The 26,540-nt window shown below is 44.7% G+C and carries 26 protein-coding genes; 13 read left to right on the top strand and 13 right to left on the bottom strand.

The annotated features are described in order from the left end of the window. Positions 1-151: 151 nt before the first annotated feature. Positions 152-1,351: a bifunctional phosphopantothenoylcysteine decarboxylase/phosphopantothenate--cysteine ligase CoaBC gene (gene coaBC, locus SU60_RS15030; protein ID WP_041156231.1), complete on the bottom strand. Its 1,200-nt coding sequence runs from the start codon at positions 1,349-1,351 to the stop codon at positions 152-154. A 344-nt stretch (positions 1,352-1,695) separates the two neighbouring features. On the opposite strand from coaBC, the gene radC reads away from it, so the two are divergent. The 5 genes from radC (at position 1,696) to mutM (ending at position 4,822) form a co-directional block, all read left to right on the top strand. Then, the gene (gene radC / locus SU60_RS15025) at positions 1,696-2,370 is read left to right on the top strand and encodes a RadC family protein (RefSeq protein WP_041156230.1); all 675 of its coding nucleotides are present in this window, start codon (positions 1,696-1,698) and stop codon (positions 2,368-2,370) included. 302 nt (positions 2,371-2,672) lie between these two features. Then, a complete protein-coding gene (rpmB, locus tag SU60_RS15020; RefSeq protein WP_041156229.1) occupies positions 2,673-2,909 on the top strand; it encodes a 50S ribosomal protein L28 in 237 nt (78 codons plus the stop codon). Positions 2,910-2,922: 13 nt separating this feature from the next. Continuing rightward, positions 2,923-3,093, top strand: a complete 171-nt coding sequence (gene rpmG, locus SU60_RS15015; protein ID WP_004410866.1) for a 50S ribosomal protein L33 — start codon at positions 2,923-2,925, stop codon at positions 3,091-3,093. Between the two features lie 339 nt (positions 3,094-3,432). Continuing rightward, positions 3,433-3,909 carry a hypothetical protein gene (locus SU60_RS15010; RefSeq protein ID WP_041156228.1) on the top strand — a complete coding sequence of 159 codons (477 nt, stop codon included), beginning with the start codon at positions 3,433-3,435 and terminating at the stop codon, positions 3,907-3,909. A gap of 103 nt (positions 3,910-4,012) precedes the next feature. Then, entirely contained in the window at positions 4,013-4,822 is an 810-nt protein-coding gene (gene mutM / locus SU60_RS15005; RefSeq protein ID WP_041156227.1) for a bifunctional DNA-formamidopyrimidine glycosylase/DNA-(apurinic or apyrimidinic site) lyase, read from the top strand. Positions 4,823-4,900: 78 nt separating this feature from the next. Here mutM and coaD read toward each other — a convergent pair whose 3' ends face one another. Genes coaD through SU60_RS14990 form a run of 3 tightly spaced genes read right to left on the bottom strand, consistent with a single transcriptional unit; the run spans position 4,901 to position 7,478 of the window. Then, positions 4,901-5,383, bottom strand: coding sequence for a pantetheine-phosphate adenylyltransferase (gene coaD / locus SU60_RS15000; protein ID WP_041156226.1), 483 nt, complete (start codon positions 5,381-5,383; stop codon positions 4,901-4,903). Then, positions 5,380-6,414 carry a glycosyltransferase family 4 protein gene (locus SU60_RS14995; protein ID WP_041156225.1) on the bottom strand — a complete coding sequence of 345 codons (1,035 nt, stop codon included), beginning with the start codon at positions 6,412-6,414 and terminating at the stop codon, positions 5,380-5,382. Before SU60_RS14995 ends, coaD begins: the two co-directional genes overlap by 4 nt. Next, positions 6,411-7,478 carry a glycosyltransferase family 9 protein gene (locus tag SU60_RS14990; protein WP_041156278.1) on the bottom strand — a complete coding sequence of 356 codons (1,068 nt, stop codon included), beginning with the start codon at positions 7,476-7,478 and terminating at the stop codon, positions 6,411-6,413. Before SU60_RS14990 ends, SU60_RS14995 begins: the two co-directional genes overlap by 4 nt. A gap of 386 nt (positions 7,479-7,864) precedes the next feature. Here SU60_RS14990 and SU60_RS14985 point away from each other — a divergent pair, with 386 nt between their 5' ends. Further along, positions 7,865-8,869: a glycosyltransferase family 9 protein gene (locus tag SU60_RS14985; protein ID WP_041156224.1), complete on the top strand. Its 1,005-nt coding sequence runs from the start codon at positions 7,865-7,867 to the stop codon at positions 8,867-8,869. Between the two features lie 43 nt (positions 8,870-8,912). Here the strand turns inward: SU60_RS14985 and SU60_RS14980 are convergent, their stop codons facing one another. After that, positions 8,913-10,028, bottom strand: a complete 1,116-nt coding sequence (locus SU60_RS14980) for a glycosyltransferase family 4 protein (RefSeq protein ID WP_041156223.1) — start codon at positions 10,026-10,028, stop codon at positions 8,913-8,915. A 271-nt stretch (positions 10,029-10,299) separates the two neighbouring features. Here SU60_RS14980 and SU60_RS14975 point away from each other — a divergent pair, with 271 nt between their 5' ends. The 7 genes from SU60_RS14975 to SU60_RS14945 all read left to right on the top strand — a co-directional run bounded on the left by SU60_RS14975 (position 10,300) and on the right by SU60_RS14945 (position 17,030). Next, positions 10,300-11,010, top strand: coding sequence for a 3-deoxy-D-manno-octulosonic acid kinase (locus tag SU60_RS14975; RefSeq protein WP_041156222.1), 711 nt, complete (start codon positions 10,300-10,302; stop codon positions 11,008-11,010). 166 nt (positions 11,011-11,176) lie between these two features. Next, positions 11,177-12,235 carry a dTDP-glucose 4,6-dehydratase gene (gene rfbB, locus SU60_RS14970; RefSeq protein ID WP_041156221.1) on the top strand — a complete coding sequence of 353 codons (1,059 nt, stop codon included), beginning with the start codon at positions 11,177-11,179 and terminating at the stop codon, positions 12,233-12,235. Between the two features lie 17 nt (positions 12,236-12,252). Beyond that, a complete protein-coding gene (gene rfbA / locus SU60_RS14965) occupies positions 12,253-13,131 on the top strand; it encodes a glucose-1-phosphate thymidylyltransferase RfbA (protein WP_041156220.1) in 879 nt (292 codons plus the stop codon). Continuing rightward, positions 13,124-14,008, top strand: coding sequence for a dTDP-4-dehydrorhamnose reductase (gene rfbD / locus SU60_RS14960; RefSeq protein ID WP_342418118.1), 885 nt, complete (start codon positions 13,124-13,126; stop codon positions 14,006-14,008). The genes rfbA and rfbD overlap by 8 nt, the downstream gene beginning before the upstream one ends. After that, on the top strand, positions 14,005-14,556 hold the full coding sequence (gene rfbC, locus SU60_RS14955; protein WP_041156219.1) for a dTDP-4-dehydrorhamnose 3,5-epimerase: 552 nt from the start codon (positions 14,005-14,007) through the stop codon (positions 14,554-14,556). Before rfbD ends, rfbC begins: the two co-directional genes overlap by 4 nt. A 392-nt stretch (positions 14,557-14,948) precedes the next feature. Next, on the top strand, positions 14,949-16,058 hold the full coding sequence (glf, locus tag SU60_RS14950; protein ID WP_041156218.1) for a UDP-galactopyranose mutase: 1,110 nt from the start codon (positions 14,949-14,951) through the stop codon (positions 16,056-16,058). Positions 16,059-16,061: 3 nt separating this feature from the next. Further along, positions 16,062-17,030, top strand: a complete 969-nt coding sequence (locus SU60_RS14945) for a hypothetical protein (protein WP_041156217.1) — start codon at positions 16,062-16,064, stop codon at positions 17,028-17,030. A 115-nt stretch (positions 17,031-17,145) separates the two neighbouring features. Here SU60_RS14945 and SU60_RS14940 read toward each other — a convergent pair whose 3' ends face one another. The 8 genes from SU60_RS14940 to SU60_RS14905 all read right to left on the bottom strand — a co-directional run bounded on the left by SU60_RS14940 (position 17,146) and on the right by SU60_RS14905 (position 26,520). After that, entirely contained in the window at positions 17,146-17,997 is an 852-nt protein-coding gene (locus SU60_RS14940; RefSeq protein ID WP_041156216.1) for a glycosyltransferase, read from the bottom strand. A gap of 3 nt (positions 17,998-18,000) precedes the next feature. Next, positions 18,001-19,266: a lipid IV(A) 3-deoxy-D-manno-octulosonic acid transferase gene (waaA, locus tag SU60_RS14935; protein ID WP_041156215.1), complete on the bottom strand. Its 1,266-nt coding sequence runs from the start codon at positions 19,264-19,266 to the stop codon at positions 18,001-18,003. After that, positions 19,260-20,324 (bottom strand): lipopolysaccharide heptosyltransferase II, encoded by a 1,065-nt coding sequence (gene waaF, locus SU60_RS14930; protein WP_041156276.1) that lies wholly within the window; start codon positions 20,322-20,324, stop codon positions 19,260-19,262. The genes waaA and waaF overlap by 7 nt, the downstream gene beginning before the upstream one ends. 7 nt (positions 20,325-20,331) lie before the next feature. Then, positions 20,332-21,312: a lauroyl-Kdo(2)-lipid IV(A) myristoyltransferase gene (gene lpxM, locus SU60_RS14925; protein WP_041156214.1), complete on the bottom strand. Its 981-nt coding sequence runs from the start codon at positions 21,310-21,312 to the stop codon at positions 20,332-20,334. A 155-nt stretch (positions 21,313-21,467) separates the two neighbouring features. Further along, positions 21,468-22,409: an ADP-glyceromanno-heptose 6-epimerase gene (gene rfaD / locus SU60_RS14920; protein ID WP_041156213.1), complete on the bottom strand. Its 942-nt coding sequence runs from the start codon at positions 22,407-22,409 to the stop codon at positions 21,468-21,470. A gap of 381 nt (positions 22,410-22,790) precedes the next feature. Beyond that, on the bottom strand, positions 22,791-25,001 hold the full coding sequence (locus tag SU60_RS14915; RefSeq protein ID WP_041156212.1) for a YjbH domain-containing protein: 2,211 nt from the start codon (positions 24,999-25,001) through the stop codon (positions 22,791-22,793). Then, a complete protein-coding gene (locus SU60_RS14910) occupies positions 24,998-25,849 on the bottom strand; it encodes a capsule biosynthesis GfcC D2 domain-containing protein (protein ID WP_052481545.1) in 852 nt (283 codons plus the stop codon). The genes SU60_RS14915 and SU60_RS14910 overlap by 4 nt, the downstream gene beginning before the upstream one ends. Further along, positions 25,846-26,520 (bottom strand): YjbF family lipoprotein, encoded by a 675-nt coding sequence (locus SU60_RS14905; RefSeq protein ID WP_041156211.1) that lies wholly within the window; start codon positions 26,518-26,520, stop codon positions 25,846-25,848. Before SU60_RS14905 ends, SU60_RS14910 begins: the two co-directional genes overlap by 4 nt. Positions 26,521-26,540 lie beyond the last annotated feature (20 nt).

Here is a 26,540-nt window from a genome sequence, read left to right as displayed (position 1 = left end):
CCTTTCAAAATACAAAGTTGAGCGGAGGGGATTATAAGACGCTATGCTGCATCAAACTAGACTACTGAGAGCGGAATGGGAGATTTAACGCTCTCAATTGTCATGTGCGTAGCAAATTTATGCCAGTTTTTGACAAAAATTGAAGCTCTAGTTACATAAGTTCGTGCATTTTTTCCAGAACTTTAAAGCTCAAGGCTTCTTTTGATTCCAAAGCGAGAGTCAGTTCACCTTCTGGCCAAAACAGCGTGAGCGCATTGTTACTGCTGTTAAAGCCTTGGCCTGCAACCGATACATCGTTTGCACAGATCATGTCGAGGTTCTTCTTGGCTAATTTACCACGTGCGTACGTTTCGACATCGTTGGTTTCAGCAGCAAAACCAACCGTAAATGGACGTTGCTCTGTCAATGCGGAAACCGAGGCCACAATATCAGGGTTTTTGACCATTTTGATGACCATGTGATCGTTGTTTTCTGTCTTTTTCAATTTTTGAGACGCCACGTCTTGAGGGCGATAGTCCGCCACCGCAGCGCAACTGATAAAGGCATCGTGACTGACGGCGTTTTCCATCACCGCGTCATACATTTCTTGTGCACTTGAAACGTCAATACGCGCAACACCACTTGGCGCGTTTAAGCTTACTGGACCACTGACTAAAGTCACTGTCGCGCCCATTTGAGCCGCTGCACTGGCCAATGCATAGCCCATTTTCCCAGAGCTGTGGTTGGTTAGGTAGCGCACCGGGTCGAGTGCTTCGCGCGTTGGTCCTGCACTAATCAGTATTGATTTTCCTGCCAAAAGTTTTGGCTGAAAGAATTGCTCACACAAATGCACCAACTGCATCGGTTCCAACATACGGCCCGGACCCACATCGCCACAGGCTTGTTCGCCAGCTGCCGGTCCCCAAATGTGCATGCCTCGACGTGCCAGGGTTGCAATGTTCTCTTGTGTCGCGACGTTTTGATACATCTGCTGGTTCATCGCAGGAGATACCGCAACTGGCGCATCAGTGGCAAGTACCAAGGTGGTCAGTAAATCATTGCCCATGCCGGCAGCCATACGCGCAATTAAGTCCGCCGTGGCAGGCGCGAGTAGAACGATATCGGCCCATTTGGCGAGTTCAATGTGTCCCATTGAAGCTTCAGCAGCAGGGTCGAGTAAGCTGTCAGAGACTGGATTACCTGAGACGGCTTGCATGGTAAGAGGGGTAATAAATTCCTTGGCGGCTTTAGTCATCACAACCTGAACTTGCGCGCCTCTTTCGATGAGACGACGCGTTAGCTCCGCACATTTATATGCAGCTATGCCGCCACTGATGCCGAGTAGAATTTTCTTTCCTGCGAGTGTTTGCATGTGAGATCTCCAATTTTTCTGGCGACGATTTTAGCACAACTACCAAAAGTCTCATCGTCTGCTTACCTCTTGCTGAGCATAATACTCACCGTTTTAGGGTGTTCTGAACCTTATATATGGAACAGCGAATAGTGAGATGTATGCAAGACTAAGCTCAAAAGTGCCCTCACTTAAGCTTTCTCACCACGATGATAGAAGCTTTCGATTGAGTCGGAGATTATCACTATTGATGAACGACTAAATTACACAGAAAGCCATAATGACACGAAAAAAGCGCACGATGAGCTCGACTTTTGTGCTTTATTTTGTGCAATAAGGGCTGTTTATCTTCAATGAGAAGCCTGATGATACTAAAAGCTCTGCCGAGTGAGTCGATGCCGAGAGAGAAATTACTCCAGCGCGGCCCTCAAGCATTAAGTGATGCTGAACTGCTGGCGATTTTTCTCCGGACTGGAACGCAAGGTATGAATGTACTCGAACTGGCCGACTTCCTTATTCAGGATTTTGGGTCTTTAAGACAGTTGTTCTCAGCGTCAGAAAAAGAATTTTGCCAACACAAAGGATTAGGGCAAGCCAAATACGTGCAACTCCAAGCGGTCTTAGAAATGACACAGCGTTATTTGGCGGAAACTTTAAAGCGTGGGGATGCGCTGACCAGTCCGGAACAGACCAAGTTATATCTTTCTTCTATATTAAGAGATCGACAAAGAGAGGCTTTTTACATTCTTTTCCTAGATAACCAGCATAGAGTGATAAAAGATGAAATCTTGTTTGAAGGAACATTGGATGCGGCGTCTGTGTATCCACGAGAAGTGGTTAAGCGAGCCTTACATCACAACGCAGCAGCTTTGATTTTAGCGCATAATCATCCATCTGGAGTGGCAGAGCCGAGCCAAGCCGATAGAAGAATTACTCGTCGTTTAATTGATGCGTTAGCGCTGGTGGATATTCGTATTTTGGACCATTTCGTCATCGGTGACGGAGAAAGTGTTTCTTTTGCAGAAAGAGGGTGGATATAACTGTGCGTTTTTTAGGTTGTTAGTTGCTAAAAATCTGCTATCATCCACGCCACTAAATTTTTAACTGAATTCAGCTTGGACTGCTAAAAAAATCTGCTGTCTAAAAAAAGATCACGAAAACCTGTAAAAAGGATCTGTTCGGGTCTTGAGCAATGCATATCAAGTTAGTATAATGCGCGACCTTTGATAGCCTTGTATGGATTTTCCATAGCGGTTCTTAACCTCTAACTTCTTTCCAAGAAATAGAGAGGTTCGGCCACCAAGGTTGATATCGAGCTGAAACGATTTTGGAGAAGACATTCATGTCACGAGTATGCCAAGTAACTGGTAAGCGTCCAGTAACGGGTAACAACCGTTCACACGCACGAAATGCTACTAAGCGTCGTTTTCTGCCGAACCTACAAACTCATCGTTTCTGGGTAGAGAGCGAAAAACGTTTTGTTAAACTACGTCTATCTGCTAAAGGTATGCGCATCATCGATAAGAAAGGTATTGATACCGTTCTTGCAGACATGCGTACACGTGGCGAAAACGTTTAAGAGGAAATAAGCAATGGCAAAGAAAGGCGTTCGTGAGAAAATCCGTCTAGTATCTTCTGCAGGTACAGGCCACTTCTACACAACTGATAAGAACAAGCGTAACATGCCAGGCAAATTTGAGATCAAGAAATTTGATCCAGTAGTTCGCCAGCACGTTATGTACAAAGAAGCAAAAATCAAGTAATTGATTCCGTCTCTTTAGTGTATTGAAAAAACCCAGCTCTCGAGCTGGGTTTTTTTTGAAACAAGATCCTAGGGGAAAGACAGATCCTAGGTCCTAGGAAAATATTACGTTTATTTTCAGATGTTTAAATCTAACGTCAAGCATTTCTGTATTCTGTAAGCGAAGCGCTCTGTATTCCCAAAACAACACACTCAATAGCCTTTGTGAATACATAACGTACCAACAAACTCCCCCTAGGACCTAGTACCTTTCTTTCCCCTAGGACAGTATACCCCTAGCACCTAGGAGCCTAGGATCTTATACTCAACTACTATCTTCCTCCCTCTAGGATATCAAACCATGCGCATTAGTCCGGCTCGTCGCCGCCGATGGAACAATATTCTGATGCTTGGCATCATCGCATTTATTGTTATTTTAAATGCGCCGACGTGGATCAAAACCTACTTGTTATCGGAAGAGGCTGATGCTTATCCGAACTTGTTACGTTCCGATCATGAGGTGAGTGCAATTTACTACGGTGGTTGGGAATTAGAGAACATTGACGGGCAGTGGCAATCGAACATTAAAGCCAATATTCCTGCGCAACAACTGGTGTCTCGCTGGCAGTCTTTGGAAGGAACCGAGCTTTCTGCTGAGCAATACCAACAGTTGAAGCCTGAGCTAAAAGTCCCAGAAACCATCGAAATTTGGTATCAAGGTATTGAAGAGCCGCAACGTGTGACCTTTTATCGCCTTAAAAACTTTTGGCTTTTCAAAAACTGGCAAGAACAATGGATTGCGGTTTCGGTCGATGGCAATTACCTGCTTCCTGAATAACTCGAATTGTTCGAGTAACCTTAAAAACCTTCCGTATATCTCTTTCTGCATTTCGATTATGCTAACCAAAATTGCGGAATCAAGTGGATAAATGGAGCCAAACATGCCTGAATTACCCGAAGTAGAAGTCAGCCGAATGGGGATTAGCCCACACCTAGTCGGACAGACGATTCAGTCATTTACGTTTCGAACGCCCAAATTGCGTTGGGACATTCCTCAGGAGCTAAAGCTGCTTGAAGGCCAAGTCATCCGCACCATTAGCCGCCGCGCTAAATATTTATTAATTGAAACCGATAGAGGAACCGCGATTGTGCACTTGGGCATGTCGGGGTCACTGCGGGTGCTAGATGCGGAGTTTCCTGCGGCAAAGCACGATCATGTTGATCTTAAACTGAACAACGGCAAAATTCTGCGTTATAACGATCCGCGTCGTTTTGGCGCTTGGCTCTGGTGTGCGCCGGGTGAGTCCCATGCAGTACTAGAGCATATCGGGCCTGAACCATTAACCGAGGCGTTCAACCCGGAGTACGTGGCCGAAAAAGCCCAAGCGAAGCGAGTCGCAGTCAAACAGTTCATTATGGATAACAAAGTCGTCGTTGGTGTGGGGAATATCTACGCTAATGAATCGCTGTTTAAGTCCCGCATTCATCCCACCCGACCTGCTGGTAAAGTCACGGCACAAGAGTGGAGTTTGTTGGTAGAAAATATCAAAGCCACACTCGCCATTGCCATCAAACAAGGCGGAACGACACTTAAAGACTTCGCTCAAGCAGACGGAAAACCAGGCTACTTTGCCCAAGAGTTATTGGTTTATGGGAAAGCTGGAGAGCCTTGCCCGCAATGCGGTGAGCCGTTGCAAGAGCTAAAAATTGGTCAGCGAAATACGTTCTTTTGTGATGACTGTCAGAAGTGAGTGTATTTGAACGGTGAGTCACCGGAAGAAAGGAGCCTGACAAACGTTTGTATCGTATCTCAGGCTTTTTATTTAGGTTTATCCGTTCAGCTTTTTACTGTGCATGGCATCCGCAACAATCTGTGGAACAAAGGCACTGACATCACCGCCGTGAATCGCAACTTCGCGAACGATGGTTGATGAGATAAATGCGTATTCTTCAGCGGGTGTGAGAAAAACACTTTCCAAGCCAGGCAATAATCGGCGATACATATTAGTTAAGCCGAACTCGTACTCAAAGTCCACAGTGGTTCTGAGGCCCCGAATCAGTACATTGGCATTAACATCTCGAGCAAAATCGACCATCAAGCCAGAAAAGCCTTGAGCAGAGACATTGGTTAAATGTGCGGTGACGCCTTTAACAAAATTAACACGCTCTTCGAGAGTGAACATGGTGTTTTTACTTGGGCTCTCAGCGACCGCGACAATCACTTCATCGAACATATCCGCAGCACGCTCAATTAAATCAAGGTGTCCGTTGGTAATAGGATCAAAGGTTCCTGGGTATATGACTTTTTTCATCGCAAAGTGTTCTCGTAAACGTCTGCATATTGATTAGCAGTGTAGCTTATGTCGAAGGTTTTCAATTTCTCTTGGCCATTTTTGATCAATCGCTGACGAAGTTTAGAGTCACGTGCGATGGTCATGATGGCTTTGGCGAGCGCGTTCGCATCGCCTGGCGGAACTAACAAACCATTAAATTCGTGTTTAATGATATCCGGAATACCGCCAGCGCGAGAGCCAATAACAGGCAAGCCTGCTCCCATGCCTTCCAAGATCACCGAGCCGAGTCCTTCGGTGTAAGACGGGTGGATTTGCAGATCTGCCGCTGCAAACCAGTCCCCCATATTGCTTTGTTTGCCTTCAAAGCTCACATTCGTGATCCCTTCAGCCTGCGATTCAAGCGTTGTGCGCTCAGGCCCGTCGCCCAGCAAACAAATATGGATAGGTAACTCTGACTTTTCAAGTAGCTTGGCAGCCGCGGCAATAGACACATCAAAACCTTTATGTTCCAACATGTTTGCCGCGTGAATAACCAAAAACTTGCCAGCAAAGCGTTGCCTGATGTTGGCAACATTCTCCTTGTTGGTCGGGTAGTTGACTGGAGAGCTTGGAATTCTATACGTAGTGAGCTTTGGGTAAGCATCTTTCACTTTGTGTACAATTTCTTTACTCAGCCCCACAACCGCAGCGGCTTTGGAGTAAGCAAGGTTCGCCAACCACTTCTTTTTTAGCGTGTTATCGATTCGGCGCGTCACAATATAGGGGGTGCCAAACAGCATATGTTGAATCAGCGCCCAGTAAATGGCTCGGCCTTCATGAACATGGATTAATGCACAATCTTTGGTAATCGATTTAGCGTGCGCTTTAGTAAAATGTGTCGCTAGCACGAGTTTCACATCCAATTGGCGAATCGCATCGGCAAACGGGCTTTTCGGATTGGCGACCACGGTGAGGTGGTAACCCTGCTTAACCTGTTGCTTGATGAGCTGAAGAGTTTGGTTTTCGCCGCCGTGATAACCGGAAGCTAAGTTGACGTGACAAATATTCATGCGTTGACTTGCTCAGATTGAAGGGTAGGCAACATGTTATCTAGCATGTTGATGACCTGTTCGCTGGTGATTCTTTGCATCGCTTTTTCATCCTGAACTCGGGTTCTCCAGTCGACCTCATCTGGTTGTTTTTGGGTTTCTGCCCAGAGCGCTTCGTTATAGGCGGATACGACGAAATCACGATAATTATAAGGTCCTGTGCGCTCAGGATTATGATGGGCGTAGAGTCCAATCACTGGTGTCCCCATCGCATTAGCCATATGTGTCGGTCCTGTATCCGGAGCGATAACAAGGTCGGCTTTATCAAGCAGTGCTAACATTTGCAGCAGCGAACTTTTGCCAATCAGGTTCGTAACAGGTACATCAAGTCGTCGCTCAATGTCTTGACCAAGATCTTTCTCCACTTGTGCAGGGCTGCCAGCAAGAATGACATTCAAGTTATTCGCCACCGCATAATCAATCACGTCTACGTAACCGGCTGCTGTCCAGTTTTTGTACGCCTTACTCGCCCCGGGTACGATCACTAGATTAGGCTTACCTTTGGAGAGGTGCGTAGTTGCCCAGTTTGCTGCTTGCTCAGAATAGTTCAGTGACCATTCAGGCACAAATGCTGGCACACCAAGGGTCGTGGCAAATTGGCATAATCCATCCAATACATGATAAGAGGACGGCGACGGAACTTTCACGTTGGTAAACAAACGCTGACCGTCTTGGCTTCTCTTCGCATCAAAGCCCAGTTTGTATCTGGCTTTGATACCGACGGTCAGAAGGCTGGCTCGAATGGCATACTGCATGTGAAGCAGCGCATCAAAGCGAATAGGTTTTAACGCTCGCCAAACCCGAAAGTACTCTTTTAAACCTTTCTTTTTATCAAACACCACCACATTAATGTTTGGAATAGATTGGAGTAATTGTGCTTCCAACTTTCCGGTTATCCACGTGATTTCTGTGCTCGGCCAGTGCTTTTGTATCGCTTGTACCACCGCAATGGTGTTGCACACATCGCCAATAGCCGAGAGTCTTAGAATACAGATTTTCTTCGGAGGTGTCGTAAAAAGGCTCATGATTGCAAAAAAGTGATTGTTAATAATTGAATTATGCAGTTGCATCCAATGAATGTATACCCTAATCACCTCAAGATGCCGAGTTCTAAGAGAATCTCCGGATAGTGCAAGTATCCTCCACGGGTTGATCATTAAATTGCAAAACTCTCTTATTATCTTAGGCGCATATTATTTCAATCGTGCACCCACTGTCGCTTTTACCCACAGCCTAGTGGTGCCAATATTTGAGCTTGGTTTTGTTTTTGCATTTTCTTCTTCAAAAAATTCGTTCTGAATGTAAATACCATGTCAATTTTTGATATAGTCCGGCGTCCGGTTAATGATCAAGTTTTCGGCATTTCTGGTGACTATCAGTCATGCTTTTTGTATATCAGGTGGATATATTAATGACAAACGTGGCTGTATTCGTTCCACACAGAGCCCAATTTGGCAATATCACAACGCAAATTCCCTTACTTTGTGCAATCAGAAAAGAAATTAAAGACGCAAAGATAACGGTGTATACCAAGTCCAACAACAGTGAGTTGCTTGTGACTGCGGGACTTGCTGAAAAAATTGTTAACTACAAAGGTTGGAGCATCTTCAAAATTGTCTCGAGTCTCAACGCCCAAAAGTTTGATAAAGTATTCAACATCTACTCCGGATCGGAGCGCGTTCACGCCGCGTTATTTTTGGCAAAAGTGAAAGAAAAATATGCGTTTAGCAATTCCAAACTGCTGGATAAATATGGGTTCTACAGCCAACACGTGTTCACGCAAAAAGGCAAGCAGTACGTTGCAAACAATAACTTAGAGTTAGGTAATGTGGTGTTTGGCACACAGTACGACACGAGCATTATTAATATGCTCGGCAGTAAAGATTCTGCTCAACAAACCAAGTCGCGCTTGACCATAGTACCAGCGGGTGGAGCAGGTGAGTTCAAAGTCTGGCCAATAGAAAAGTATTGTGAGGCGGCGAAGACGATCTATCAAACGTCGAAAAGTATTGAGACCATCACGGTGATTTTAGGGCCGCAAGAGTGCGATAAAGCCGCAGTCGTAGAAGCGTGCCTGAAAGGCTGTCCTTATGAAATTGTCCAATCTCCGAGTATCCAGACGTTAGTGGATATCGCTAACTCGTCGCGAATCACTCTGGCCAATGATTGCGGACCGTGTCATATATTCCAAATGTTGAAAGTCCCAATGGTGATGATTTGGGGCTGGAATGTAGGAAGTTGGGGCGCAACCTCACCTTATATTCCGTTGCAGGAGTGGTACCACTGCACCAATCACTCTTGGTGTGTGTTCCCTGATGAAGAGAACAAAGCCATTCAATCGATTTCGGCAGAGCGAGTAACCAGCCTTGCGTTGATGGAACTAAGTCGCGACCCAAAAAGCAAAGAGAGCATATAACTGCTCTCTGAGTGAATTTGTATTGACGCTAATTGGACGGTGTCTACTTTTGTTGCTTTTTCTGCCATGCTTTTTTTATCAGCTGATAGTTCATCTCCATGATGTTATTCACATCGAGTGGAGCGACGGACTGTCGGCATGCGTTACGGAACTCGTCTGACTTCGCTTCTTCTGCCCAATATGTCATTGCCTCGGCCAGTTTTTCAACGGTGTAGTCTTTTTCAAGAATGGTACTAACGCTGTCGTTCATCACCTCTTTTGCACCGCAATCGACGGTTGTGATCACCGGACAGCCGCTCGAGAGTGCCTCGATGGCGGTAAAGCCAAACGGTTCATACTTGGTTGGGAACACATAGCAAGACGCCATACTAAAGAACACTTCAGGATTGCCTTGTTTGCCTAAAAAATGGCATTTGTCTTCAATACCTAACGATTTAGCGAGGTCTTTATAAGGTTGTGGATGTTGCTCGTTGCCGACAATCACTAAGCTGGCTTGTTGCTTTAGCAAGCTGAATGCTCGCAGTGTGGGCTCCAGACCTTTGCGGTTGTAACCTGAGCCTAAAAATAGAAAAATCGGATGTTGATCATTAAGTTGAAGTTTCTGTTTGAGTTGTGCAACTTGTTCTGCACAACGTTCACGAGAGAAACGGTTAAGATCAACAGCATTATGAATCGTCGCGATTTTATTTGCGTCAACGCCATAGTCTTCCATGATTTCAGTGCTGCTTTTGTGTGAGTTCGACACCACAAACAGGTTGTTTTCAGAAGTTAGTGCTTTTTGTTCAATGTACATCGAAACGCGATCACGCGGAGTAGGCCGCTGGTCTTTTCTCAGTTTAACGATGTGTTTACGTGTACCACCACCAACGCGAATCAGATCGTGTGTCCAGGTTTTCCCTAATGCGTAGACAATGTCGTAATCGCTTTCTGCGACATGCTTTTCAACCGCTTTAGCAAAACGGTATGCACGATGAGCTTTGCCTAAGCTCCACGGTTTGAGTTGAACAAACTTGATGTTTGGATGGCTCGGCTCTTCGTGAGAACGGCAAATGACAGTGACTTCTTCACCTTGCTCACAAAGGTACTTAGACAATTGATTTAAAAAGAGCTCTGTGCCACCAACCTTGGCGTGACGCATGTGAATCAGTGCTATCTTCATGATGAACCTTTCGACTAGAAATATTAGGATATCTATCAGTGTGCTAAGTGTACCAAAGCTTGTTTGATAATAGTGATCTTACTTGAGATTTTTAAACGTCCGTACTACTTCGCTTGAGCTGTATCAGTTTTCTTATTGCTTTGATTGGTCCCTGAATCAGAACAAGGTAACATACTGTATAGCCCATTCATTGATGCAAAAAAGTTTATCTATAAGCGAATGCCTGATTCGTGAGGGAACTTGGACATGCATTTCTCAGCTAAGGTATACCATGAAGCTTTTCCAACAGAATAACCTCCGAATTTGGTACGATGAATCCAGCGTTTCTGACCCAGTACAATCCCTGTTTGATATCGATTATTGGCAACGGGAAGGCGCGGTGGTTGGCAGTGCTACTGGGCGCGGTACGACTTGGTTTGTCCAGCTCAAAGGTATGCAAGCGGCCTTACGGCATTATCGACGTGGTGGTTTGTTTGGCAAACTAGTCAAAGACAATTACTGGTTCTCTGGTTGGGAAAACACACGCAGTGCGCAAGAGTTTCAGCTGTTACTTACGCTGACAAAAGCGGGCGTGAACGTACCTAAGCCGATCGCCGCAAGAGCGGTAAAAATGGGTTTAACCTATCAAGCTGACTTACTGAGCGAACGTATTCCACATGCGAAAGACTTAGTTGATATCCTTCAAGAGCAGAGTTTATCGGCAAAAATGTATGAGCGTATTGGCGAAGAGATTGCAAAAATGCATAACGCAGGCGTGAATCATACGGATTTGAATATCCATAATATTCTCATCGATGCAGATGATACGGTATGGATCATTGATTTCGATAAGTGTGCTCAAACACCGGGTTCGAGCTGGAGACAGGGTAATCTAGACAGGTTACATCGTTCATTTCAAAAAGAATTGGCAAAGTGCAAAATCCACTGGCAACCAACCGAGTTTGATGCGGTTGTTAAAGGTTATGAATCATCCGTTCGCTGAGTGGAACCGAACATGCGGTTCAGTTTCGTTGAAGAATGTTTCATCATTCGCGCCATGGAAGACTCACCAGCGACTCGCTAAATTTGTTATACTTCCCCATTATTTATCAGGCATGTTCGCTTGGCGTAGAATGCGTTGATTCATTTCATGTTGGACAATTATCAAAATGAAGATATTAGTTACTGGTGGTGCAGGATTTATTGGTTCTGCTGTCGTACGTCACATCATTAATCACACTCAAGACTCTGTTGTTAACGTCGATAAACTGACTTACGCGGGTAACTTAGAGTCACTGACTGAAGTGGAATGTAATGAGCGCTATGCGTTTGAACAAGTTGATATCTGTGATCGCATTGGGTTGGAGCGTATTTTTGCACAGTACCAACCTGATGTGGTCATGCATCTGGCAGCAGAATCACATGTTGACCGTTCAATCGATGGCCCAGCCGCGTTTATTGAAACCAATATTGTTGGCACTTATACGTTGTTAGAAGTAGCGCGAGCCTATTGGAAACAACTTGAAACAGAAAAGCAAGCCGCGTTCCGCTTCCATCATATTTCAACGGACGAAGTCTACGGAGACTTGGAAGGCACCGATGACTTGTTTACCGAAGAGACACCGTACGCACCATCTTCGCCTTATTCTGCGTCAAAAGCGTCCAGCGATCACTTGGTGAGAGCATGGCAGCGCACTTATGGCTTTCCGAGCCTGATAACCAACTGTTCCAATAACTATGGTCCATTCCATTTCCCTGAGAAACTGATCCCGTTAATCATTCTGAATGCGCTGAAAGGTAAACCACTGCCAGTTTATGGTGACGGAATGCAAATTCGTGATTGGCTATTTGTTGAAGATCACGCACGGGCCCTATATAAGGTCGCGACAGAAGGTAATATTGGTGAAACCTATAATATCGGTGGGCATAACGAAAAGGCCAATATTGAGGTTGTGCGCACGCTGTGTGAGTTGCTCGAGGAATTGGTTCCGGAGAAGCCAAAGGACGTTGTGCACTACCGTGACTTGATTACTTTTGTTAAAGACCGCCCTGGGCATGATGTGCGATATGCCATCGACGCCTCGAAGATCGAGCGCGACCTTGGGTGGAAACCACAGGAAACCTTTGAAACCGGGTTGCGTAAAACCGTCGTATGGTATTTAGAAAACGAAATGTGGTGGCAGCGTGTTTTAGATGGGTCATACAGTCTAGAGCGTCTTGGAAACTAATCGATAGCGGGATTTAAATGAAAGGTATTGTACTAGCGGGTGGGTCAGGGACCCGTCTTTATCCGATAACACGTGGTGTATCAAAACAGTTACTACCAGTGTATGACAAACCAATGGTTTATTATCCGTTGTCTGTACTCATGCTCGCAGGCATCAAAGACATCTTGATAATCACCACACCAGAAGATCAGGATGGTTTTAAGCGCTTGCTTGGCGATGGTTCTGATTTTGGTATTTCGTTGACCTATGCCGTGCAAGAAAAGCCGGAAGGTCTGGCTCAAGCGTTTATTATTGGTGAAGAGTTTATCGGTGAAGAATCGGTTTGCTTGGTATTAGGCGATAATATTTTTTATGGACAATCCTTTTCTCAGGTATTGCGACGTGCCGCAGGCCAAAAAACAGGCGCGACAGTTTTTGGGTATCAGGTAAAAGACCCAGAGCGTTTTGGCGTAGTTGAATTTGATTCAGAGATGAAAGCTAGGACAATCGAAGAGAAACCTAAAGTCCCTAAGTCTAATTATGCAGTCACTGGTTTATATTTCTATGATAATCGTGTTGTTGATTGGGCGAAAACGATTCAACCGTCAGAAAGGGGCGAGTTAGAAATTACCGCTTTAAACCAAATGTATCTAGAAGATAGCTCACTAAATGTAGAGTTATTAGGAAGAGGTTTTGCGTGGTTAGACTCTGGTACGCACGAGAGCTTGCATCAAGCTTCCTCGTTTGTTCAGACCATTGAAGAAGTTCAAGGGCTAAAAGTTGCCTGCTTAGAAGAAATTGCTTGGCGCAATGGTTGGTTATCAAATGAAGACATGGTACGTATTGCGACTCCAATGTCAAAAAATGAATATGGTCAATATCTTTTGCGCTTAGTATCGGACACAAAAAATGATTAAAGTTATTGTGACTGGCTGCAATGGTCAGGTAGGCACCAGTTTAGTGTCGAAACTAAATTTGAGAACTGATGTTGAGTTGTTTGCTTTTGATCGAAAAGAACTTGATATCACGAATGCAAATTGCGTGGCTTCTACTGTTAAGTTGGTGCAACCGCATGTGATTATTAACGCGGCAGCCTACACAGCCGTCGACGACGCTGAACAAAATTCGCCGCAGTGTTATGCCGTCAATGTCGATGCTGTTGAAAACCTTGCTAAAGCTGCGTCTCATGTGGACGCAATTATGCTGCATATTTCAACCGACTATGTGTTTGATGGTGAAAGTGATAAGCCTTATTCCGAAAAAGATATTACTAACCCACAAAATGTTTATGGGGAAAGTAAACTTAAGGGAGAGCAAAAGCTTATGGCTATGTCTTCTCGCTATGCAATACTTAGAACTTCCTGGGTGTTCGGGGAAATTGGTAATAACTTTGTGAAGACCATGCTCAGATTATCAAAGACGCGAGACGAAATTAGCGTGGTAGATGATCAAGTGAGTGCTCCAACCTATGCTGGAGACATTGCTCATACGTTGATTAGTATGATGGACAGGATGTTGAATACTGAAGAGGATCTGTCTGGTATTTATCATTATTCTGGATGGCCTCACGTTAGTTGGTATCAGTTTGCGGAAGAAATTTTTTCTAACGTTTCATCTTCATTAGATGACAGTAAAAAAATGATAGTGCATCCAATCCCCACCCAAGAATACCCATTGCCTGCCAAAAGGCCATTGGATACTCGACTAGACTGCAGCAAGATAGAAGAAGTCTTCTCAGTTAAACCAAGCCTGTGGAAAAAAGCTTTAAAAAACATAAAGGCATATCAAGAATGAAGGTAACGTCAACCGCTATTCCAGATGTTAAAATTATCGAACCCCAAGTGTTTGGCGATGAGCGAGGTTTTTTCATGGAAACCTGGAATCAAAAAAAATTTGAAGAGCTAGTTGTTGGTAAAAAGGTTCAATTTGTTCAAGATAATCACTCGAAGTCCAAAGGTGGTATTTTACGCGGACTGCATTTTCAAAAAGAGAACACGCAAGGAAAGCTAGTACGAGTTATCTCTGGTGAAGTGTTTGATGTGGCTGTTGATATCCGTAAAAACTCTCCAACTTATGGCCAGTGGGTCGGAGAATATTTGTCTGCAGAAAATAAACGTCAACTCTGGGTACCGGAAGGGTTTGCGCATGGCTTTTATGTCACCAGCCTAGAGGCTGAGTTTGTATATAAGTGCACTGATTATTACAACCCCGGGGCAGAAGTCTCTATCGCATGGGATGATCCAGAGATAGGGGTCGAGTGGCCTCTAACGGATCAGCTTGCTCCAAAGCTCTCTATGAAAGATAGTGAAGGCATGCTTCTCTGTAATATTCAGCCACTGTAGTGAATTTGAGTTTTTCGCTACAGTATTAACTGGTTCGGTTTGATATGTATCCTACATGGTCAATCTAAATATTGTTTATTTTTGCATCCATATCATCAAATTTGTTGACATCACTAGGTAAGTTTTTGGCAGTAGTTTTATCTCGTCATGATTTTTCTACTCGTAATTACGGGGCATTTTATTTATTCCTACTAGACCGTGTGTTCACTGAGTTTAGGTTAATTGGATTTATTGTTAATATGGCCCGAATGAGCTTTTAGTGAAAAGTAGCCTTGGACTTATCATCTCTTCAATGAACGCTTTGGTGGATATTTTGAGACGTTGCTCTCAATAAACAACTCAAATTACTTACGGAATCGTTCAATAGCAATAAAACGCTTCGGAATAAAGTTATGAAATATGATTATTTAATAGTAGGTGCGGGGTTATTTGGTGCCGTATGTGCTAATGAGCTGACAAAGCTAGGACGCTCAGTGCTGGTGATAGATCGTCGACAGCATATTGGCGGCAATGTGTACACTGAAGATAATGACGGCATTCAAGTACATAAATATGGTGCTCATATCTTCCATACGAATGATAAAGCGATATGGGATTATGTTAATGAGCTCGTGGAGTTTAACCGCTTTACCAACTCACCGTTAGCTAACTATAAAGGCAAATTATATAACTTACCCTTTAATATGAACACGTTTTATCAGTTGTGGGGAGTGACTACACCCGCTGAAGCCGAAGAAAAATTGTGTGAACAAAGAGCTGAAATGGCGGATAAAACGCCGACCAACTTAGAAGAGCAAGCGATTTCTTTGGTAGGGCGTGATATTTATGAGGCCTTAATAAAAGGGTACACGGAAAAACAGTGGGGACGAGATTGTTCTGAGCTTCCTGCTTTTATCATTCGCCGTCTTCCGGTACGTTTAACTTATGATAACAATTACTTTTCTGATCGTTATCAGGGGGTTCCAATTGGGGGATACACCAAGCTGATTGAAAAGATGTTAGAAAAGGCGGAAGTTCAATTAGGTGTAGACTTTTTATCGGACAAAAATCACTTTCAATCAATGGCTGACAAGGTGATTTATACCGGACCAATCGATGAATACTTTGATAATCAACTTGGGCGCTTAGAGTACCGCTCTTTAAGATTTGAAAATGATCGAATGGATACCGCTAACTTTCAAGGTAATGCGGTTGTTAACTATACAGAACGCACCATACCTTATACTCGAATCATTGAACACAAGCACTTTGACCCGGTAGAAACGGCGCATACTATCATTACCAAAGAGTATCCTTCCGAGTGGAAACCTGGTGACGAACCGTACTATCCGGTAAACGATGAAAAAAATATGGCGTTATTTAAACAATATCGACAGTTGGCAAAAGAAGAGTCTGAAAATGTAATTTTCGGTGGCCGACTCGCTGAGTATAAATACTACGATATGCACCAGGTCATACGAAGTGCATTAAACAAAGTGCTTGATATGGAAGGAAATGATTGAACCATGGATAAAGTTATTGTTCTCTGTCCAGCAAACAGTGTCACTGGTGGTCCAGAGTTGATTCATCAGTTTGTGGACGCTCTGACCCGGCTAGATGTTGACGCTAAAGTGCTGTATTACCCTTTTACGGAAACGCATCAAACTCCGTCCGCGTATGCTCATTACAATGCACCATTAGCGAGAGTTGAAGAGTGCCGAGATGCTGTTGTTGTGGTACCAGAAGCGGCAACAAAGTACTTAAACTTGGTGGAAGGGAAAAGAAAAATAGTTTGGTGGCTGTCAGTAGATAACTACTTTAAGTCTCACCCCAATACGTTGTTCAAGCATATAAAACATTGGTATAGACGTAATGTGACAAACAAGCCAAAGTTTTTACCGATGAATGAGCTAAAGAAATACTCACATTTAACCCAAAGCTATTACGGTGAGTTATTTTTGAATCAACATGGTATTACGGATGTGTTCCACTTGAGTGATTATCTTGGTGAGGAGCATTTAAACCGAGAAGTTGATATTAAGCTAAAAGAAAATATTATTTGCTACAACCCTAAAAAAGGTATCGAAACAACAAATAAATTAATATCAGCCATGCCGTCAGTAAAGTTTGTGCCGATTCAGAATATGACCGCATCGGAAGTTGCTGACTTACTAGCCAAGAGTAAGGTTTATATCGATTTTGGCAACCATCCGGGTAAAGATCGTATTCCTCGTGAAGCTGCAATGGCAAAGTGTATCGTCATCACGGGTGAAAAGGGTAGTGCAGGGAATGCAGTAGATATAGCCGTTCCTAAGAAGTATAAACTGAATGAGTCTGGTGCCGGGTTCACTGACAATGTGAGCTCTTTAGTTAAAGACGTATTTACTCACTTTGATCGCGCACTGGATGATTTTGAATTTTACCGCAATAAAATTAAAGAAGAGAAGGTTGTATTCAATCAAGAGGCTGCGGATTTTGCTAAAAAATTCTTGTGATCTTGATGAATAAGCATCTGAATCAATTCGAGAAATAATCGAAATATTCCGGTGTAGCATCATTGACGAATTGGTATCATCGTCAATGATGCTTACTCTAGGGAGATATGCAGGTTTATTGCTTATCTCTATAATGTTTTCCAGTCATAATCGCTTTGAATATATACCCTTCTAGGTCCTCTCTGCCGTACAGGCGGTTTTTTAAGCTTTTTAATCCTGTGCGTATTGTGTATACGATCAAACTTGATTTGCTTTTGTAGTACCTTGCTCTGAGGCCTTCATCATAGGCTCGTTCTTTTTTTCTAAAGTCACTAATAGCGTCTGGTTCTGTAGAAAGGCGAGAGTACGAATGTTCAAACCCAGGGATTACACAAAGGTGTTCAAGAAGTCCTGCGCGTTCTAAGCGAATGAAAAATGTCGTATCAACACCATAGAGTAAAAAGTGTTCATCAAAAACACTGCCGTAAGTGGCTCTTAATTTATGAGCGACACTTGTCCCTACTGCTACACCGCTGCCAACGGCTCTAAATCGACTACGATCCTCTGGTAATGTCGTTCCTTCCACTTTCATCTTTTTAAGTGTTGGACTTTGAACTGCACCATTGTGAGTGAGAATAGGAACGGCACAGGCAGTTCGATCGGTTTTTAGCACCGATTCAATATAGTCAGTAGATAGGTCGGAGTCATCATCTAGGAAGATGCAATAATCATTTTGTCTAAAGCCTAACGCATAATTATAAATTTTGGCGAGGCCCGCATTTGAGAGATCTTCGCGGATGGTAACGCTCTTAAACTTTTGGGTGTCTTTTTCGTCTAGATGTTTACTTATCTCATTGGGTCCATTATTCCAAATAAGAAGGTCTACGGTTTGCAAACTACCTGCATAGTTGATGAGACTGTGGTAAGTGCTCGAATCTGATATTTCTTTGTTATATAAAACAATAAGAAGTGTGCCCGTATTTGCCACTATTTATTCCTCAAGGATCAATTTGATGGTTTCGGCAAGAGGGCTGTGATGCTTTTCCCATTGCGACTGTGTGGTTTTTGGGTTGCCGAGTTGCTCAGAAATATGCTCTGCCAGTTGCTTACTGCTATCAACAATTTCCAGAGTATTAGACTGAGATAAGACAGTAACAATCTCTGCAAAGTTATAATAACTCGGCCCCGTAATCACAGGCACACCAAGCGCGGCAGGCTCGAGAACATTGTGGCCGCCAACTTTATCGCCGATTAGGCTTCCGCCCATAAAGCAGACATCGGCCGCACCAATTAACACCAGCATTTCACCCATGGTATCGCCTAAGTACACTTGAGTAGAGTCCGTAATTTCTTCCTGTGCGTTAATGCTTGATAATGCCGTGCGGCGAACGGTATTAAATCCTTGCTGTTGGCATAGCGCGTAAACATCATTAAATCGCTCTGGATGTCGAGGAACTAAAATCAATAACGCATTTGGCTGAGACTCAAGTACTTGCTTATGCGCATCAAGCACTTGCTCATCTTCGCCTTTATGGGTACTGGCAGCGATCCACACTGGACGATTTACTCCCAGCTCACATCTAAGCGCTTTGCCTTGGTCTTTGACGTCGTCTGATATTTGAATATCAAACTTAATCGAGCCAGTAACCGCAAGCTTTGCTTGGTTGACGCCCAAACGTGCAAAACGCTCGGTATCAGAATCTGTTTGGCACAGAACCTTCGTTAGACAAGGATGCAACAGGTTAAACAATGGCTGAACTTTACTGTAGTTCTGGCAAGATTTCTCGGACAAACGAGCATTGACAACGATGATCGGAATACCCGCTTTGTGCACAACATTAAGAGTGTTCGGCCACAACTCGGTTTCTATGATCAGCATCTGTTTTGGATTTATCGCTTTCAAAAAGCCTTTTATTGCAAAGCCAAAATCGATCGGCATGTAGCGGTGCTCAACCAGATCACCCAGTTTTGCTACTTGTTCAGCGCCAGTACTAGTAGTTGTTGTTACCAATATGGCTTGCTCTGGGTTCTGCTCTTTCAACGCTTTTATCAGTGGTGTCGCAGCGATGCTTTCACCGACAGATACGGCATGGATCCAAATAGGGCGCTGGTGTGTGTCAAGTTTTGGTGTGATACCAAAGTGCTCTTTCCAACGCGCACCAAATTTTGGCTTGTTTGGCTTACTTTTGTATAAACCAAATAAGAGAATCGGTGAGGCGAGCGCCAGCAGTAGCGTATAAACAAGACGAATTAGCATGACTCGACCGTAATCGCTTCCAGTTTTTGAATGCTACTCAACACTTGTTTTGGTGACAACTCGGTTAAACATTTCAGATGTTTGAACTGACATTCACGTTTAAAGCATGGGCGACAGTCAATATCGGTATGAACGATTTCGACCTTGTCAGCGAGCGGTGGCGTATATTTTGGTGACGTCGAGCCATAGACCGCGACGACGTTACAACCGACAGCAGCCGCGACGTGCATCAGACCTGAGTCATTGGCAACGACCGTAGAGCAAGCTCCGAGTAAATCGACGGCTTCGATTAAGCTGGTTTGTCCGGCCAGCACGTGAATGTATGGGTGATAGTCACTTGGGACCAACGAACGAATGTTGTTACAAGTCTCGATATCTTTTTGTGAACCAAACAACCAAACTTGACGGCCCTCTTTACACATTTGTGTCGCGACTTCGGCGTAGTGAGTTTCTGGCCACTTCTTGGCTGGGCCAAACTCAGCACCAGGACATAACCCGATCACCGGGCGTTGCTGGTCGAGGTAAAACTTACTGATGGTTTCTTGTTGTTCTTGCTCATTGATTGTCAGGCGAGGGCGTGGCAGGGTTTCTAATCCGCCAAGTGACGCGGAACCTTGCATCTCTTGAGCCGGATACGCCAAAGCGACATAACGTTCTACCATGTATTGGAACGACTTCATATTCGGGCGCAAGTCATTCAATAAGCCGTAACGCATTTCGCCTTTCCAGCCCGTACGAAGCGGGATTTTTGCAAACCAAGGAATCAGCGCTGATTTGGCCGATTTAGGTAAAATGTAGGCGTGGTCGTATTGCTTTTCTCGTAACGTTTTACCGATTTCACGTCTGCCTAGAAGATTAAATTCACCATGACCGAGCGGCATTTCGATGGCTTGGTGAACCTCTGGCATTCGCTCTAGAATAGGTTTACACCAACCCGGGGCAATGACATCAATCTCGCTGTCAGGATCCAGTTGTTTTAAAACGATGTACAGGGACTGCGACATCACCATATCGCCTACCCAAGATGGACCAATAACTAGAATTTTGTTTTTCGACATGTTGATATCACTTCTGTTTGATAAAGCCATGCTCACGCATTTCACTGTATGGATTACTGCCATCGGCTTGAGTACGCAGTAAGCGCAGAGTCCACATGTATTGTTCCGGACTTTTCGTTACAAAGTATTCAATTGCTTCATTTAAGGAGCGAGCATCGTCGCTATCGGTTTCTTGAAGCGTCAGAGGGGGCATGAACTCAATGCTAAAACGGCCCGTACTCGGATCCAGTGAAGCAAATGTAGGGATTACTTTTGATTTGGACAGCTTAGCCAGTTTGGTTAAGCCAGGTAGTGTGGCTTTTGTAGTCGCGAAAAAGTCAACAAACTCACTGAGCTCAGCGCCATGGTCTTGGTCCGGCAAGTAGTAACCTAAATAACCGTCTTTAATTGACTTGATGAAAGGTTTGATCCCGCCAGAACGCTCATACACTCGGCCGCCATATTGCACGCGCTGACGGTGCATCAACCAGTCGGTTACCGGGTTTTTCTGCCTTTTGGCCATGGCAGACACGGGTAAATCTTTTGATGCCAGCAGTACGGCTGGAATGTCAATTGACCATGAATGTGGCACTAATAAGATCACTTTTTCGCCTTGCTCGGTCAGATCGAATAAGTATTCTGGATTAACAAATTCGCACTGTGATTGTAGCCATTGCGGTGAACGTAGCGACACCAAGCCAAATCGCAACGTAAACACACCAGCGGTATAAAGCGTTTTATACGTCAGTTGGTCTCGTTCTTGTTCACTCAAGTGAGGAAAACATAAGGCTAAGTTGGTTTTTACATTATTGACTGAGTTGGCTTTCGACTTAACCAAACGTGATGCCAGAATTTTTGCCAGCCATTGGTGAAAAGAGAGCGGTAGCAAAGCGATCAGCACAGAGCAAAATACAGCGAGCCAAGTGCCCCAATATTTTGGCGCGAGAAAGTGGCGCTCAAATGTTGGGTTGTAAGCTTTGGGATCGAAATCATCACGTTGAGTGGTCATGAATGTTTACGCACCTATTTTGAGAGCAAGTGTTGAAAGCAAGGTAAAGGAAGATGGTTTACATGATACAAGCTATGCCATCTGCACGATTACACATGAAAAGTTGCATCAGAGTTAAGGTGACAAAGCTTGCTCTGTCACCTTAATAGGAAAGATTAACGATTTTGAATCGCGAGGTATTCCGCTACCCCTTCGGCAACGGTTTTGAATTCCACGTCACAACCCGCAGCACGCAGTTTCGTCAGATCCGCTTGAGTGAATTCTTGGTACGCGCCTTTAAGGTGCTCAGGGAAAGGAATGGTTTCAATTTCACCCTTACCGTGATGCGCGATCACTGCTTTGGCCACTTCTTCAAAAGACTCTGCTCGGCCAGTACCACAGTTAAAGATGCCGGACACGCCGTTCTTCAAGAACCATAGATTGACTTTGCACACGTCGCCAACGTAAACGAAATCACGAATAAAACCTTCACTGCCTGCAAACAGTTTTGGGTTTTCGCCCGCGTTGAGCTGGTTATTTAGGTGGAAAGCCACCGACGCCATGCTGCCTTTGTGGTCTTCACGTGGGCCATAAACGTTGAAGTAACGGAAACCGGTAATTTGCGACAGCGTTTCACCATGTTCTTCCGCATCTTTCCATAAGCGGCGAACGTAGTTATCGAATTGCTGTTTTGAGTAACCGTAAACGTTAAGCGCACCTTCGTATTGGCGCTCTTCAACAAAGGTTTCTGTCTCACCGTAAGTCGCCGCAGAAGAGGCATATAGGAACGGAATCTCACGATCTAAACAGTAATGCAGCAGCTCTTTTGAGTACTCATAGTTGTTCAGCATCATGTACTTGCCATCCCACTCGGTCGTAGCAGAACACGCGCCTTCATGGAAAATTGCTTCGATCGGACCGAAATCATCACCCGCCATGATCTGGGTAAGGAAGTCGTCACGATCCATGTAATCTGTGATGTCCAGATCAACTAAGTTCTTAAACTTCTTGCCATTTTTTAGGTTATCGACAACCAAGATATCGTTGATACCCGCTTCGTTAAGCGCTTTAACAATGTTGCTGCCAATCATGCCAGCACCACCAGTGACGATGATCATAGAACTTCCACCATAGATTAAAATTTTCTCAAGAATTTTAGCAAGAAAAGGGGGGGAAGAGAAGGTCCTAGGTTCTAGGGGGAAAACATAGGTCCTAGGGGAAAAATACAGGTCCTAGGTTCTAGGGTCCTAGGCCCTAGAGGAGATCGCTGAAGTTACGGTGACAAAAACGGGGAAGTCGAGAAGACGGTTTTGGAATACGGAATACAGATTACGGAATTTACCACAAGCTCCTCCGTAATCTGTGAGCGAAGCGCTCTGTAATCCGAAACCAAAAGAACCGAATTAATGTTGAACGGAGGAGTTCCAACAAACTCCTCCGTGTTCTGTTGTTTTCCCTAGGACCTAGGACCTAGAACCTAGGATCCTAGGCCCTTGGTTTTATTTCTCCGACCTATTCGGCCTTTGATACCAAGGGTTTCGGTCATCGGTTAGTTCAATCAAGCTGTACTTACGACCCAGTTTCTGACCGCCGTCTCGTGTAATAGGCTGCCAACTGAAGTTCGCGCGGTTGTTGCTTGGTTTAACTGTCATGATGTCGAATGGAATCGAAATATAGAAGCCTTTGGTAAAGCTGCCTTCACCGAATTCATCCGCAGATAGGTCACTAACCGAAGCGAAAGCACCAGCGATGACGCCACTCTTGAACTGCTTGGCAACATTAAACTGAGCACCTTTGTCGCCACCGAGGAACTGTCCCACATCCACCTGAATCATCAAGTCAGAGAGGAATTCCCATTGTGGGTAGTAGTAACCCGAAACAAAACCTGTAAAGCCCTTGTCGATGACTTGGAACGGACGGCCATACTCAGGGATGTTTTGGTATTTTTCATCGTAAATGCCAAAGTAGCTTTGCGGATCACGTTGAGAAACCAAGTTCGCATCAGCGCCAATCGCCCAGTTTGCGCCTTGCGGACGGTACAAGAACTCAGTACCCACACCAGCAAACATACTTTCTAAGTAACCCGCGTAGAACTGCTGATCCATCGAATCAGAATATTCTTGGAACCAGGTTAACTGTAGGTTCTGCATGGTGACGTTATGCTCATTTTGGTAAGCACGGAACAAGGTACGCACACGAGGGATGGATGTACCATCCGGCGGAGCGATGTAGTTAAACTGATCGTAGTTGTTATACCAATCCCAGTATAGTGAGCCACCAAGTTCTAGGTTATCCGTCAGCCAGTAAGACGCGTTGCCACTTAAGCCAACACTGAACAGATAAAAGTCTTCAGAGCTACCTAAAGTTTGCACCAACTTAGGCGCAAAGCCATACTCAAAACGCTCAAAACCATCGTAGGTCAGATCACCTTGCGGTTTATTATTTGACGTGGCAGTCGCATCTTTCATGTTGGCATCAATGTAGTTGACTTCAGCCACATCACGGTATTTGTCTTTCGAAATCACCGTTTGACCGGTTGTTAAGCCGCGGTTGCGCTCATTGATGGTAAACGTATCAACGCTATCCGGTACTTGATTGTAGAGTACAGCAGCGGCTTTTTCGTGTGCTTCGTTGCGGTCACGGTATTTCTTTTGCTCACCGACTATCGCTACGGTATCACCTTGCGCGTAAATCTTGGTGTCTTGGTAACCAGCAATTTTGTCTAGATCTTCTGAGACGCGCTGCCAATCGACATCGGATAGCTCATCCGGTTGATTATTTTCTGGTTTTGGCGTTGGTGTATCACGCCAGAACGACGGCATCTCATTAAAGTTGGTGAATAAACTCACACCCGCAACCAGCGTATCACCACGTTCATAGCTCAAGCGTAAGTCTGCCATGTTACCTAGGCGATAGAGCACACCGACGTTCCATGGTGTCTGTGGTGTCATGTCCGCGTCGCCACGTATGACAGGTAGATCTTCACTGTAGTCGTTGCTGTCATATTCGAGCTTAAAACGCAGCGGTGCGTATAAGGTTTGGTACTCAACGCCACCAAAAATGGCAGCGTTGCCTTTAAACCAGCGCTCAAAATCGACACTTCCGCCATTATCTTTAAAGTCTGAAGGGCGAGAGCAGTATCGGTCAGCCACTTTACACGCCGGGTTGGTGATATTGTCGCGCGTACCGAGGTAACCCCAGCCCATACCTAAGGTAAAATCAAAGGTTCCTAAGTTCGGGTTCGAATAGCGTTTGGTCGCGGCAACAAACTCGGCATCAAACAGCCCTGTACCAGCAAAATCACGCACACCGACCGAGAGCTCGGGTAAGTACTGGGATTCTTCTAACAAACGGAATTTGAAATCGATGCCTTTATCGGTGTATTTGGTATCACCAGAGAAACTAGGATCGTTACTGTAAAGCGAGTCATTAACCAGGGTATAGCGCAGTGTGGTTTCCATCCAAGGCAACACCTGCAGCGTCACGTTGTAGAATTGATACTCGTCACTGAAGTTGACCGCGAAATTGAACTCGCCTTCGGGCGCCATACGCCCCGTTGGCATTTGCATCAAGCCGACACCACCAAAGTCCATCTGCGAAGGTTGCAATGGCGGTACTTCAAATGGCATATCTTGAGCCCACACCAAAGCAGGACCCATTAAAGCTGGACCCATTAAAGAAAGAGTTAAAGTTGTTCTGGTTAGCATCATAGTTGGCTTTTCACTGTGATTGACTTACTTTGCGACTTAAGCGGCTTACTTTGCGTTTTCTGTTGCGGTTTTAGCTGGGTAAGCAACGTAACGATATCTTGATCCAGTTCGGAGGTGGCATACGCTTCAAACGGCACATACACCATGGTCAACGGCGGCAAATAATATTGCGTATTTAGCCAAGCACCGTGGTGCGGCTCAATTACCTTGCCATCGGGGTAAATCAATACCGGTGCCTGAGCCAGTTCACTAAAGTCTTGCTCTAAATTGGTTAATTGCTGTTGAAGTGGGATGCCCGCTTGAGCCTTAACAGAATAAACCTTATCCAAGTTACCGAGATAAAAGACCTGCTCTTCTCGCTGAGGGGCGACAAGCGCGAGATCACCATTCAGCAGCGGATTGTTCTGCTTATCCAAACGCACATTATCAATATCGACTGCAGACAGCAGTCTCGGTGCAAACTGGTGACTCTGAATAAATTTATACAACGGATGTGAAACCAAGTTGTGCTGAATCATGCGGTTCAACACGCTGTTTTTCAATTTTGTCGCCGATCGCTTAGCTTGTTCGGATTGATCAAATAGAGTAGTCGCGAGTGGGTATTCCAGCATGATATCTTGTTGCTGAGCCTGTTTGAGTACATCCACCAAGCGTGTCGATTGTTCAAACTGCAACTGTTTACCTACGCTCATCAATTCGACCTGCAGGGGCAGTTGCGTATTCACGGTGCTCTTATTTACCGAGCCTTTATTTACAGAATTTTCGTCTGCAGTATATTGCGCCCATACAGGTGCGGTTACCATGCTTGCCAATAACAAGCTTAATAAAGGGAATGATCGTTTACTCATGACTGACTGTATCCTTTCAAAATCGTGAGTTCGAGAGCCGGCATATTCGGCCCTAAGTGCTGCAATGTCTTCACCACTTGGCCTTGCGCATCCACCCAGTAATAGTTTTCTACTGAGCTTGATAGAGTAGGGAAGTTGACAGATTCACGATACACATCGGTTTGAGTGGTCGAGATTGGCGTTGTCACCATCTCGTTACCTTGGTAAGTGCGTGTTACTTGAGCCGGGAAGCCATAGCGATACTGCTGTTGCCAATCGTAAGAGAGGGAGAAGTCAGTATCGGCTTTGCTAAATGCAGGAATTGGATTATAGGTGCCCGCAAGGTTTTGATGTTGTAAACCCACGGTTTTCACTATATGACCATTTTCGGTGACGATCATGGCTTTATCGGCACTGACCCATTTCAGTTGGGTTTGACCACTAATCGGGTTTTGCTCTGCAAATGCCAACACCACAAAAACTTGTTTTTGATCGCCGATTTTTAGGTAGGCACTGGCATAAGGTACGGCGTTAATTTCATCAGCAGAAAGATCGATATCGATATAACCGTTATAGGCTTCTTGCACAGTGGCGGAAACATCGTTGATTTTTTGTGTACAACCGACACCGAGGCTTAATAATGGCAGGGCAACCAGTAGGCGCATCCAATGGCGTGTAAGAAAGGTAGTCATGATTCCCTCTTAAAATAAAA

The organism is Vibrio mytili (genome assembly GCF_000830505.1).
Classification (GTDB): domain Bacteria; phylum Pseudomonadota; class Gammaproteobacteria; order Enterobacterales; family Vibrionaceae; genus Vibrio; species Vibrio mytili.
Note: the sequence above shows the minus strand (reverse complement) of the source record. Positions and strands in the feature narration are given on the sequence as shown.